The 12617-nt window shown below is 42.2% G+C and carries 10 protein-coding genes and 1 pseudogene; 4 read left to right on the top strand and 7 right to left on the bottom strand.

Annotation, left to right across the window (positions count from 1 at the left end):
* Window positions 1–56 precede the first annotated feature (56 nt).
* From AB6C75_RS20115 to AB6C75_RS20090, 6 genes are all read right to left on the bottom strand, one after another.
* Complete coding sequence (locus AB6C75_RS20115; protein WP_029223165.1) at window positions 57–455, bottom strand: GspS/AspS pilotin family protein; 399 nt, start codon at window positions 453–455, stop codon at window positions 57–59.
* Between the two features lies 1 nt (window position 456).
* A complete protein-coding gene (locus AB6C75_RS20110) occupies window positions 457–753 on the bottom strand; it encodes a YciI family protein (RefSeq protein WP_012603655.1) in 297 nt (98 codons plus the stop codon).
* Between the two features lie 194 nt (window positions 754–947).
* A complete protein-coding gene (gene yciA, locus AB6C75_RS20105) occupies window positions 948–1346 on the bottom strand; it encodes an acyl-CoA thioester hydrolase YciA (protein ID WP_009846426.1) in 399 nt (132 codons plus the stop codon).
* Window positions 1347–1532: 186 nt separating this feature from the next.
* A complete protein-coding gene (locus AB6C75_RS20100; protein WP_009846427.1) occupies window positions 1533–2153 on the bottom strand; it encodes a septation protein A in 621 nt (206 codons plus the stop codon).
* A gap of 133 nt (window positions 2154–2286) precedes the next feature.
* A complete protein-coding gene (locus AB6C75_RS20095) occupies window positions 2287–2535 on the bottom strand; it encodes a hypothetical protein (RefSeq protein ID WP_032555183.1) in 249 nt (82 codons plus the stop codon).
* 285 nt (window positions 2536–2820) lie between these two features.
* Window positions 2821–3708, bottom strand: a complete 888-nt coding sequence (locus tag AB6C75_RS20090; RefSeq protein ID WP_009846429.1) for a LysR substrate-binding domain-containing protein — start codon at window positions 3706–3708, stop codon at window positions 2821–2823.
* 181 nt (window positions 3709–3889) lie between these two features.
* On the opposite strand from AB6C75_RS20090, the pseudogene hisC reads away from it, so the two are divergent.
* Window positions 3890–5022 (top strand): annotated as a pseudogene (gene hisC, locus AB6C75_RS20085) (histidinol-phosphate transaminase).
* Window positions 5023–5032: 10 nt separating this feature from the next.
* Window positions 5033–5806, top strand: a complete 774-nt coding sequence (locus AB6C75_RS20080; RefSeq protein ID WP_372108908.1) for an ABC transporter substrate-binding protein — start codon at window positions 5033–5035, stop codon at window positions 5804–5806.
* A gap of 218 nt (window positions 5807–6024) precedes the next feature.
* On the opposite strand, the gene AB6C75_RS20075 is transcribed toward AB6C75_RS20080, so the two are convergent.
* Window positions 6025–7389 (bottom strand): hypothetical protein, encoded by a 1365-nt coding sequence (locus AB6C75_RS20075; protein ID WP_009846432.1) that lies wholly within the window; start codon window positions 7387–7389, stop codon window positions 6025–6027.
* Window positions 7390–7902: 513 nt separating this feature from the next.
* On the opposite strand from AB6C75_RS20075, the gene AB6C75_RS20070 reads away from it, so the two are divergent.
* Window positions 7903–12195, top strand: coding sequence for an ATP-binding protein (locus AB6C75_RS20070; RefSeq protein WP_372108903.1), 4293 nt, complete (start codon window positions 7903–7905; stop codon window positions 12193–12195).
* Window positions 12192–12560, top strand: a complete 369-nt coding sequence (locus tag AB6C75_RS20065; protein WP_372108901.1) for a response regulator — start codon at window positions 12192–12194, stop codon at window positions 12558–12560. Before AB6C75_RS20070 ends, AB6C75_RS20065 begins: the two co-directional genes overlap by 4 nt.
* Window positions 12561–12617: the final 57 nt, after the last annotated feature.

Genomic DNA, 12617 nt, shown 5'->3' with positions numbered 1-12617 from the left:
ATCGAATATCGAATATCGAATATCGAATATCGAATATCGAATATCGAATATCGAATCTAGCTGCTGCTCTGGCAAGTCTCTTTGCTGATCAGCTTTTCAACCATCAGTTGTCCGCGTGTATTGCGAATTTTGATGTTGTAAGCTAAGCCCATGTCGAGGTTAGCTCTTACTTCAGAGTTGGTGCAGTAGCTATTCACACTCATATCTACAACTTGGTTTAAAGGCTTAGCACCTTTTGCATCTTGGTTGTAGATCATCATGATTTCGACGACAGTATTTTTTGCTAGCACACGCATGATAGAGAGTGGACCATACTCAATAGGCAGGCCGGCAGATAAAACCCCCGCACGATGGTGAGCCATCATCTCTAACTGTCTTTGTTTGTCTTGTTCACTTGATGAGCTACAGCCTGCGAGTAGGGCAATAGCCAGTGACCCAATAATCCATTTTTTCACGTTAAAATACTTTCTTGAATGGTTTAACAATCACATTCTGGTAGACACCAGCAGCGATGTACGGGTCTGCATCAGCCCATGCTTGTGCGTCTTCCAAAGAGTTGAATTCAGCAATCACAGTAGAACCAGTGAAGCCTGCTTCGCCAGGGTTATCGGAGTCAATTGCTGGCATTGGACCTGCTGTTAACAGTCGGCCTTCATCGTGAAGTGTTTGTAGGCGTTCTAGATGTTGTGGGCGAACACTTAGGCGTTTTTCTAATGAGTTTTCGACGTCTTGAGAAAAAATCACGTACCACATGTTGAGATATCCTTATGTTACTTCACTGAATTAGAGCGATTAAATTAGTTATCTGGCTAATTTACGCGAACTAATCGGTATTGGAAGAGTTAATGATAAGAAATTGTGAAATGGTGCGGGAGAGTGAGAAGGTCTTTAGCATTTTTAATCGAAACGACTAAAGACCTTAAAGTGCGATAGGGTCGTCGAAAGTACTATTTATTAATTGAGCGAGGTTTACCACTTTCGTCCACGGCAACGTAGTTGAATGTCGCGCCACATACCTTGTAACGATCGCCAATACCGTGATCAAGTACAGGCTTCACCCAGACTTCTAGGTCGATATTCATCGAGCTACGGCCAATCTTGGTGCAGTCGCCATAAACACAGACCACATCGCCAACCGACACTGGCTGTTTGAATTCGATGCTTGATACTGACACGGTGACTATCTTGCCGTTAGAGATCTCTTTCGCCAGTATCCCGCCAGCAAGGTCGAGCTGAGACATTATCCAACCACCGAAAATCTGGCCTGCTGCATTGGTATCAGAAGGCATCGCCAAAGTGCGAAGAAGTAAAGAACCAATCGGGTTCAAAGTTGATTGAATAGTCATTGTTGTACTCTTAATGGTATTGATTGTTTTAAATTTAAATAGATGTGTTTGCGGGGTTCGTATTTTTAACGTATTCACCGAACACAAACAATCAGTGGCCAATGATCACGAGTATCATTGGCCACTGTTAAATCGCATATTGATAATAATTGTATCAAAAAGGGGGTGAGGACTCATCCCTAAGGGTTATTTCTCCTCGGTATTTTTACCTGAGAGCTCTTGTTGCGTATCGTTTTGTGTTTCTTGGTCTCTTTGCTGATGCTTATCTTTTGGCAAATGTTGGTCTTTTGGTAAATGTTTATAGATATAAACGCCCGTTAGTAAGGTAAATGCAAAAGTAGCGATCAGTAAGCCAAACACTTTGAAGTTGACCCACACATCCAATGGCAGGTTGAAAGCAACGTAAACATTGAGGATCGCACACAATGTGAAGAACAGAGTCCAAGCCCAGTTGATCTTGCCCCATACTGCTTCAGGAAGAGAGATCTCTTTACCCAACATGCCTTTAATCGCTGATTTGCCCATTAGGTGACTGACTGTAAGGCCGATAGCAAATAGCGCATAAACGATGGTCACTTTCCATTTTATGAAGTTGTCATCATGCAAAAAGATGGTCATGCCACCAAATACGGCAACCATTAGAAAGGTGATGATCTGCATTTTTTCTACTTTCTTGTAGATGATGTACGTCAAAATGATTTGTACTGCGGAAGCAACAATCAATGCACCTGTAGCCGTGTAGATGTCGTACATCTTGTAAAGCGCAAAGAAAATAATGAGAGGAATGAAATCAAGAATTTGCTTCATGTGGCACTGACTATCCAGTTAGTTGAGTTGCAGACAGTCTAACCAAAACTGTCTCGATGCTAAATAGCTCGAGACAATTGGGTGCTAATTAATTCAATCTAACCGCTTATCGTGTTTAGCGAGCTCTAACAGGTTAACGCATTGACGAGGTTTGATAGCGAGGTATTAGCTTCTTGATGTCTTCAAGGTAACCTTCGCTTTTCAAACTGTCTAATGTGTTTTCGAGTTCTTGTTCGCTCATGGTAAAACACGTCGATTTACCGGTCGTTAAGTCGAGATACTCGTGATATTCACGCTCTGTGAAGTGGCCAATTCTGTCCATTAATAGAGTTTTAATTCCATGGTGAATCAAGCCGTAATACGTGTGTCTTTGTAAGGTCATAGCCTATCCTCCGTGACAAGCTGCAATGTTATTGGTGCAACCTGCTGTATATTGGTTGGGTTATCTATGACAAAGCAATTCGAATGCCATTTAATCCATTGGGGTAGAATTTCTGACGTAAAAAGTTGAATTAATTTTCTTTTCAACTAGTTAAAGAAACGTTCGTTCTATTCTATAGATACCAATACGCAGCGAGCGTAAAATAGTTTCATTTTGAGAATGGTAAAATTCTCATTATGACGATCTATTAAAGCTACAGTGGGGGCTTACCCAAGATGATTGCCGCTAATCGACGAGCCAATCAACCAGCGTAGATAAGGATGTATTTTGTCGATTCTTGGGTTGCAGTAAGAAGTAACCATTTCCAGAGAAGACACTGCCTTCACTCACTTTCACCAATCTACCCAAATCAATATCTTGCTTGGCCAGCGTGATGTCGCCTATGGCAATACCAAACCCTTGAATGGCGGCGTTCATCGCTTGATCGAGCGTCGCGAATTGTTGGTTGTTCTTGCTTGAAAGGTCGTGGCTGCCTATGTGTTCCAACCAAAGTCGCCAATCACTCTGCTCATTGTTGGCGTGTAACCAAGTGTATTGAGCGAGCTTGTGTGGCTTGATGATAGTAGAAGCGCTACTTACAAGATGGCTTTGCGTAATGCTTTGCGCTTGGCAGACCGGAGCCAGTTGCTCGTTGAACAATAACTGGCTCACTATCGATTGTTGGCTTGGCTTCTTACCATAGGTGATTACGGCATCAAATGGATCAAAGCTTGGTTCAAAAACGTGCTTGATGGTCGACGTGAGTTCGACATCAATTTCAGGATAGGCTTGCTGAAAAGACATCAACTTGGGTAGCAGCCAAGAGGTAATACAACTTGGTGCGTTGAGCTTGATCTTCGATGGAGAGCTGGCAACTTGATTTAACGCCGATTGCAGTTGTTGGATGGTATCTTGAATCAGCGGAACCAGTTCTTCTCCCTTAGGTGTTAATGACAACCCGCGAGCATGTCGGTAGAAAAGATCGCACCCGAGACTTTCTTCAAACGACAATACCTGACGACTCACTGCACCTTGCGTAACATTCAGCTCATGTGCCGCTCGCGTAAAGTTGAGATGCCTTGCCGTAGACAAAAACGCGAGCAAGGTTTTGGTTGAAGGAAGTGTGCGATTCATATCTTTACCTATGAGTTTTTGTCATGACTATTATGTAATTATTTCGATTCATTTATCAATAGCGTTCTGTTTGAATGTAAATACTTAATCATCATTTGTGATTCAATATGTGTATAGGTCACATTTATTGAATATGAAGGCAATGATGAAGACATTGTGATTTTGTGAAAGGGATAGCTTCTTGACATCTTTTATTGATAGCTTAGTACCTCAGGCTGTAAAAAAATTAATACCTTATCAATCGGCAAGAAGAATTGGTGGTGAGGGACGTGTCTGGCTAAACGCCAATGAATTGGAAAGCTCGTTGTTTCAAGGAGAAGCGAGTCACAATCGATACCCAGACTTCTTACCACAAGATATTGCTAAGGCTTACCAAGGTTACTGTGGCACTGATGCCGCGACGGTTGCTGTCCGTGGTGCAGATGAAGCGATTGATTTGCTGATCAGAACATTCTGCAAGCCGGCGAGCGACAACATACTTATCTGTTCTCCAACCTATGCGATGTATGAGTTTTGCGCCGATGCATTGGCGATTAATACTTTAGACTCTCCATTGCAGGAAGACTTCAGCCTGAACGTCGCTGATATCGTGAATAAAGCGGAATTGGCTAATATCGTGTTTCTTTGCTCACCAAACAACCCTACGGGCAATGTGATCCCTAAATTGGATTTGATTCAGGTACTGGAAGGCACGATTGGCAAGTCGCTAGTGGTGGTCGATGAAGCGTATATCGAATTTGAACTACAAACTTCAGCGGTGAGCCTTATTGAGCGTTATCCGCATTTGGTTGTGATTCGCACCTTGTCTAAGGCGTTTGGATTGGCTGCGGTTCGATGTGGCTTTATCTTAGCGAGTCAAAATGTGATGCAGTATGTCGCGAAACTGATCCCCCCTTATCCAATGCCAGATTGCTCATCTCAAATAGTGCTAGACGCATTGTCTGATGAACGAATTGCGTTGATGGAAAGCGCGACGTTAAAGTTGGTTGAATTGCGTAATCGGTTTGCTTGTGAGCTAACGCGGTTTGAATTTATAGAACAGGTTTACCCTTCATCGACTAATTTCGTTTTGCTGCGTCAAAAACGGGGCATCATGTGTTTAGCGTATTGGCGAAGGATGGCATTGTGACAAGAAACCAAAACCACGAACCTGCTTTGCGTAACTGTGTACGAATCAGTATTGGTAGCCAAGAGAGCATGCTAGAAGTGATAACGTCACTAACACGCTACCAAACCGAATTAGAAAAGAATCAACAAGGCAAACAATCTCAGCATAAAGAAACTCAATCTCAACTCGATAAAGATCATATCTAGGATGGCAATGATGAAAAAGATAATACTAGGACTCGCTTGTGCGGCCGCTTTACTTGGTACAACGGTACAGGCGAAAGAAATCCGTTTGGCGTCAGACTTTACGTATCCGCCATTCAACTATAAAAACAGTGACGGTGTGCCTGTCGGGTTTGATATTGAGATAGCTGACGCTTTGTGTGAGCAAGCTAAATTAGACTGTACTTGGGTTTCACAAAGTTGGGACTCGCTAATTCCAAGCTTATTGGCAAGAAAGTCAGATGTGATTATGGCTTCGATGCGTATTACTGAAGAGCGTAAGCGCAAGATTTTGTTTACTGATAAGTACTACCAAACTCCAGCCGTGTTTGTTGCAGCTAAAAGCGTGGAGTTCAGCGTAGATGAGGCAGGCTTAACAGGAAAAAACATCGGTGTTCAGCAAGGTACGATTCACGATCGTTACGTAACCGACAAGTTTGGCGATGTGGCAAACATTAAGCGTTATACCGGCCAAGATGAAGTCTATCTGGATATGCAGAATGGGCGTCTAGATTTACCGTTTGGTAACTCTGATCAACTTTCATTGGCTTTCTTAGATAAGAAAGAAGGTGAGGGTTTTGAATTCAAGGGTAAAGCGGTAACAGACAAAGCCTACATTGGCGAAGGTACGGCTTTAGCACTAAGAAAGCAGGATTCAAAACTGGCGAAACAATTCAATGCCGCGATTGAAGAGATTAGAGCAAATGGCACCTATGATAAGATCGCAGCGAAGTACTTCACATTTGATATCTATGGCGCTGATTTGTAATTCGCCTAGCATCTGAAAGTAGAACACTAAAAACATCCGAAGGCTGTGAGGCTCTCGGATTTTTATTGGCTCCAAAAGACCATTGTTTAAGTGTTTAAGTGTTTAAGTGTGTAGTTGGGAAGGGGAGAAGAGACGTACAAAAAAAGCCACTCATTAGAGTGGCTTGGTACAGGACATAAAGGCAGTGTCTTGCGATTAATCGTAATAAGATGATCTGATTAGTATATTTTATTCCAATCAGCAATCGTCACATCGCTATTGTCGTAATTGATAGCTTCTGCTGTAACCTTAGATATCTCATTTAATAATTGAATATCTTCTGCGTCCGTCACGGTTACTGGAGCAACAATGACCGAGTTATTTGATTTTACCTGTAGTGAGTAAGAGTTATTCGTTAGAACACCGTTGGTTTCCACTACCGATAGCCCGTTTAAGCTTAGGGGATGAGCTAGGGAATACTCAGCAATTAAATTCGCGGTTTGTAACTCTTCAGCACTGAACTTCACACCTTTAAAACCATCGTAATAGTAACGGCCATGGATCAGGGAATCTTCGAATTTAAACGCATCAACGAATAGAGATGTAGCCTTGTTAGGGGCCTTTGTCTCATAGTTTACTTGAACAAAGTATTCGGTTTCGGTTGAATCTTCACTTACGAAACCAGGAATTAATTTGCCTCCAGATTCGACAGCACTTGAAGCGACTGACACTGTACCGTAGCCAGACTCGGCGCGGCTCTCAACTTTAAACTTCTCGTTGTCACTATTACAGTCCTGACATGCCACGTTGATAAACTTTGAATACGCTTGCGTAGGATCTGAGGAGTTTTTATTAACTTGAGTACGTCTAAACAGACCTGTTCCAGGAGTGTCATCGCTTGATGTTTGATAGAAAGTAAAAGACTCAAATTGCTCTTCGGGCTCGTCACTGAAGTTATAACTGTTTTCAAGAATGAAGACGAGTTCACCGCCAGTGTTACCTACGTTTGAGCTGTAAGCAATGATCTCTTGGGGAATTGAGGATTCAAATTCTGATTTTGCGGTGCTCTGATTTAACTTGGGTGCCCAATCATTTGGATCTTGGCATTCGCCTTTGGATGCGAAATAGATAATAGAGACGGGGAGCGTAGTGATACCATTTTTTGTGCCGTATTGATCGACAACATAATCAATACCCGGCCAATTCTTCGCTTCTACGTTTTCTGCAATACAGAAATCCATCACCTCTTTATCGACACCTTGTGTCTTAGGGTTTTTCTTCAAGTAGTCAACGACAAAGCCGACTTCTTGAGATGCGTCGATCAACTCCTGTCTAGTTTCCAACGGAAGTTCCGTGTTCTGCGAACCCGTAGTCAAAGATGTTAGCAATCCAGTTGGGGAGGTTTTTAATTGCTTAACATTTGTTGCGTCCATATAAAGCGCAGCAGAGTCAAAAAATGACGCTTTAAGCTTAGTTGTAATCATTTCATCAATGCTACTACGCATGTTCTCACCGACTTCATGAGCACCATTGTAGTGGGCGTTAACGATAGACGAAGAGAATAGGCTTATACAAATGGTTGAAGCTAAAACGGTTTTTTTCATAATACTAATCCTTCAATATCTATTGTTTAACTTGACTGAATTTGGTCGGTGTAGAGATAGATAGGCTGGTCTTTCCGACAGGCAAGTTCATAATCGTATTAACGCCTTCTGAGCTCAGTTTTTTTGATTGCAAATCTACCTTGTTCAGTTTTTGGTTTAGAGTAGATTTAGTCGCGGTAACTTGCTGGGTTTTAGGCTTTGAAGTGGTGGTTGATTTTTTTTGAACTATCTCCCCCGCAGCCGATCAAAGCTATAGGTAATATAATTGCACTGATATGTAGAAATTTAATCATTGTTATGGGACCTCATATAACATCGGGGAGACCAACCTAGTAGCTGATTGGGTTATTAAGCTTTGTATCAACTGCTTACAATTCATTTTATAAGTCATACTGCCAAAACGGAGCAACCGATTGCGTTAAACAGAAGTTCCATATTGTTCAGTGCAAATTGGTGAGTCGAGACTGTGAATAAGATATAAGGTGCACTAATTAATAAAACTCTAGGTTATTCATGTTCCGCGCTTTTAATCTACTTTCTCTAATTATCCTGGCTTCTTCCGTATCTTTTTACGTTAAGGCTAGTGGTTCGATTACCATCGGAGTTCAAACCTCAGGATTTTCTCCGTACGTTGTTGTCCAAGAGGGGGAGGTTTCGGGATTATTGCCTGAATTGACCGGTTTCTATGCAGAGCGTGAGTTGAATGGCTTGGAGTTTGTCGGTTTTCATTCTCCGTCGGATCTAAATAACGTACTTAAAACTGAACAAGTTGATGCCATTATTACGGCTGAACAAAATGTTTCTAGTAGCGGTGTTATTTACTCTAAACCTATCTTATCTAGTCGAATGGTTAGCCTAAGTAGTGAGCCTATTGAAAGCCACTTATTAATGAAGGGACGAAACCTGGCTTATTTTGAAGACTCGAGTAACGCGTCTTCTGTGAAATCGCTTCTCCCATTTTCTTCTTTTAAGTCATATTCATCCTATCAAACCGCGATTGCTGCTGTAGCTCGAGAGAACGCGTTAGCCATTGTTGATGATGGAGTGTTACTGCACAACAAGTTAATGAATAGCCCCTATGAGTTATTTTTGTCGGTCAACTTACATGATGGTTTACCCTTAAATAATTATGTTATTGCCTTGCTGGATACGCCTGAAAATAGGAAGTTGCTGGGTATTATCAATAACGCTATAAACCAAGATAACTCAAGCAAGCTTGTTAATATTCGCAAAAAGTGGTTGAACGAAATACAAAGGCGTCTTCTGTTAGTCGTTAGTAAAAACAAGCTGCTATTAACTGAAAAAGAACAGCAGTTCCTTCTTCTTAATCCGAACATATATGTATCATCGACGGCAGACTCTAAGCCTATATCTTTCATGAATAGTGAAGGTAAGCCTGATGGTATTTCGATTGATATATTGAGTGAAATATCCCGACTTACGGGGTTAAACTTTATTTACGACAACGACCTCGTTTTACAGGGCAACCAAGCTCATCCAGTTTCTCTTCCAGTAATTCATACTAAGGCGACACCTTCTACTGGTGACGATGAGCATCACCTCTATTCTAAGCCTTTCATGGTTGAGCCGTGGGCACTGGTTGGTAAAAGTGATACGAGTAAATTGGCGGTATTCGGTGAGTTAACGAAGAGCTCCGTTATTGGAACTATAAACGACAGTGTCGGAATAGAGCTTGTGAAACGCTATTGTGAGGCTTGCCCAATTAAGACCTATAGCTCTGAGTTGCTTTTGCTCGATGCCGTGGATACAGGAGAGGTAGACTCAGCGATGCTTTCGCTCTATTTAGCGTCTCCTCTATTACAGGGCCAGTATTCAGGGTACTTACGCGTAACAAGCCTGCTATCTAAAGACAACGATATTCCAGTCGCCTACAGTGTCGAAGCCGACCAAGAAGTGCTGAACAATATTATTAACAAAGCGCTGTTCGCCATACCTCATCACAAGTATCAGCAGATCAAGAAGCATTGGTTGGATGTGTCTTATGAATCAGGCGTGGATACGGCAGATGTTATCTTGGGTGCTGCCATTTTAATCTCTGTAGCATCGGTGCTCATTATGCTTGTAATGGCATGGAGTTGGAAACTAAGACGTGAAGTTGAAGATCGAAAGCGAACTGAATCCGCTCTCAAACATCAAGTGGAGTTCGAGCGTTCATTGTTGGACGCAATGCCGTTTCCTATTGTTGTGCGTAACTTGGATAACCAGATAATCAGTCTGAACAGTGCCGCGCAGCAGCTTACTGGTTTTGAGTTAATCGAAGGAACCATCGTTAATAACTCCGATGAAGACACAATGATCCATCACGGGGTTGTTTTACCTCGCTTAGAAAAAGAAGTCGTTTCGCCGCAAGGCAGCAAACACTACGCGTATTGGAAGTGCCCTTATATCTCCAACGGGAATATCGAAGGCTCAGTGACCATTCTTGATGATCTTACTGAGCTTTACGAAGCGAAAAAAATTGCAAAAAGAGCCGATGACCGAGTACAGAAACTGGCGAACAATTTGCATGGCGCGGTTATACAGCATATTCAGCCCAAACGAAGTCTTCACGATATTGAATTCGTCTTTATTAGTAATGGGGTAGAGGAGCTTTTAGGGCTTACTCCTGCTCAATTGCGCCGCTCTCCAATTAGTTTTTTCGCACCGCTTAATGCTCAGGATCGTCGAACCTTAATTAAGAAGGTACGTAGTGGAAATAAAGAGGGGAAACTAAGCCTCGATATTGGAGTGAATATTGATAACCAAAACCGATGGCTCAATTTGCAGAGCAAGATTTCTGATCTTGGCGATTATTATGAATGGGACTCTGTTCTTACTGATATAACAGAGCTTAAACAACAGCAAGAAGAGCTAACACAAGCAAGACAAAGTGCTATCGTCGCAACTGAGGCCAAGTCTCGATTTTTGGCAAACATGAGTCATGAAATCCGCACTCCATTGGGAGGGATTGTTAGCTTGTTGGAATTGTCAGAGCAATATGAAGTTGGTTATGAAGTTCAGAAAATCCATACAACGCTGAGTCAATCGGCAAATAACCTACTGCATATTGTTAATGATATACTCGATTTCTCGAAAATTGAAGCCGGTAAGCTGACCCTAGATTATCAGCCTGCAAGTCTAGATACATTGACTCTTAGAGTGACTCAGTTGCAGGCGAGGCAAGCTCACGCCAAAGGGTTACAGTTCAAATTTTGGTTAGACCCTGAGTTGAATGATTTAGTCTTAATGGATGACATTCGTATTGGGCAAGTTCTGAATAATTTGTTGAGCAATGCCATTAAATTTACAGAATATGGAACCGTAGGTTTAGCGGCAAAGTTACTCGACCTGAATGGTGAACAGCAACAAATTTGTTTCGAGGTGTTTGACAGTGGCATCGGTATCAGTGAAGAACACATTCGAAACCTATTCCAACCTTTTGTTCAAGCCGATGAAGGAACCACGAGGAAATATGGTGGTTCAGGCCTTGGTTTGACTATCTCGAAGCAACTCATTGAACAAATGGGTGGGAGTCTTAACGTAACGAGTAAGATCAACATTGGTTCAACGTTCTCTATTACGCTGCCGCTTAAAACGCTCGCTGAAAATAACAGGGCGGACATGAATGGCAAGGTGGCGCTACTTACCAAAACGTTCATGCAGCAATCTGAATTAGAGAACTATCTAACATCTTGGGGTATTAAGGTTATCTCAAAGAATGTTCAGGTGACTAAAGAGCTCGCACACTGGGTCGATACCATTGAGCCTGATTTTGTGTTTATTCCTCATGAGCTAGATCAGAGCATTGATACGTTCGCCGAAAGCGTGCAGTTTATTTGTGTCAGTGAACAAGGAATGCTTTCGCCGGCGCCATGCAAATTGGGCTGGAATCTGTCAGCAAACCCATTGTTGCCTTCGCAGTTGATGCACTGTTTGCACAACTGTCCTGCGTTTGTGGAAGATGTTGTCCAAGATGATAATAATCTGAAATTGAGTACTGAGTCGCGCGAGTCTGCCAAACAGAATCAAAGACTTATCTTAATAGCGGAAGATCACCCAATCAATCAACAGATAATTCTTCAACAAATTGAGCAATTAGGTTTCCATGCCGACATGGTAGATAACGGCAAGGAAGCACTTGTTGCCTTAGATAATGAATATTATGGGCTGCTAATTACCGATTGCCACATGCCTGAGATGGATGGCTACGAATTAACGAGGCAGATCCGAGTAAAAGAGCAGACCCAAAACCAACCTCGTCTTCCGATCATTGCGTTAACCGCAAACGCTGTGCAAGGTGAAAATGATAAGTGCTTTGAGATTGGTATGGATGACTTCTTATCAAAACCAACCAAATTAAGGGTGATTGGCGACACCATAATCAAACATCTTGATAAGGTGCAATCTGTTGTCGATAAGCCTTGTATTAGTTCCTCGGAGCCTAAAAGTGAGCCGAGCTCTGCTCCGATTGATCTCGCCAACTTAACCGAATTGTTTGGTGACCAAGATCTCGTCATGCAGATCATCACTGACTTTATCAAGAGCCATCAAGCTGACATGCCTCTGCTTCAAGCTGCGTGTGAACAGCGAGATCTCGAAGCCATTAAACAGGTAGCTCATAAGATGAAGGGAGCTGCAAAAATGGTAGGCACAGAGGACATTGCCAATCAATTGCAAACAATGGAATTGGTCTCCTTAAGTGACTTAGATGGTATTCAAGCACATTACGATAACCTCGAACAGCTGACGAACCAATTGAAGACTTATTGTTCAGAATCAATCAAACCATTTAAGGAGCTACCATGAACCAGCATGTTGTAGTGATAGAAGATCACCCTTTTCAATTGAATGTAATGGGGATGGTTTTAAAGAGTTTGGGTATGGAAAATGTCCAACCTTTTGAATGTGGATATAAGGCTCTAGAGTTTATTGAAGCCTCTTCTGTCGATTTGATCTTATGTGATCTGAATATGCCGATGTTCGATGGTATCGAACTCCTAAAACGCCTTGCTGAGGCCGATTTTCAAGGCAATATCATCATCACAAGTGCGGAAAGCAAAACAGTGCTCGATGCCGCAAGGAAGATGTGTAAAGCGTTTAACCTGAATTTGCTTGGTGTTCTTGAGAAGCCAATAGCAAAAGAGTCGCTGTCAAAGTTAATTAAACATTGATAAACCCCCCAGCTCTGCTGGGGTGACTCGCATAGGTTTGACCGTGACAACGGTATG

Origin of the sequence: Vibrio sp. 10N.237.312.B06, assembly GCF_041464685.1 — a bacterium.
In the GTDB taxonomy this organism is placed as follows: domain Bacteria; phylum Pseudomonadota; class Gammaproteobacteria; order Enterobacterales; family Vibrionaceae; genus Vibrio; species Vibrio tasmaniensis_A.
The sequence above is the reverse complement of the archived record's forward strand: the minus strand, read 5'-3'. Positions and strand labels throughout refer to the sequence as shown.

What these genes read in the sequence shown, in the direction of transcription:
- AB6C75_RS20110 (WP_012603655.1), bottom strand. Translation starts at nt 753, where the DNA reads ATGTGGTACGTGATTTTTTCTCAAGACGTCGAAAACTCATTAGAAAAA.
- yciA (WP_009846426.1), bottom strand. Translation starts at nt 1,346, where the DNA reads ATGACTATTCAATCAACTTTGAACCCGATTGGTTCTTTACTTCTTCGC.
- AB6C75_RS20100 (WP_009846427.1), bottom strand. Translation starts at nt 2,153, where the DNA reads ATGAAGCAAATTCTTGATTTCATTCCTCTCATTATTTTCTTTGCGCTT.
- AB6C75_RS20095 (WP_032555183.1), bottom strand. Translation starts at nt 2,535, where the DNA reads ATGACCTTACAAAGACACACGTATTACGGCTTGATTCACCATGGAATT.
- AB6C75_RS20090 (WP_009846429.1), bottom strand. Translation starts at nt 3,708, where the DNA reads ATGAATCGCACACTTCCTTCAACCAAAACCTTGCTCGCGTTTTTGTCT.
- AB6C75_RS20080 (WP_372108908.1), top strand. Translation starts at nt 5,033, where the DNA reads ATGAAAAAGATAATACTAGGACTCGCTTGTGCGGCCGCTTTACTTGGT.
- AB6C75_RS20075 (WP_009846432.1), bottom strand. Translation starts at nt 7,389, where the DNA reads ATGAAAAAAACCGTTTTAGCTTCAACCATTTGTATAAGCCTATTCTCT.
- AB6C75_RS20070 (WP_372108903.1), top strand. Translation starts at nt 7,903, where the DNA reads ATGTTCCGCGCTTTTAATCTACTTTCTCTAATTATCCTGGCTTCTTCC.
- AB6C75_RS20065 (WP_372108901.1), top strand. Translation starts at nt 12,192, where the DNA reads ATGAACCAGCATGTTGTAGTGATAGAAGATCACCCTTTTCAATTGAAT.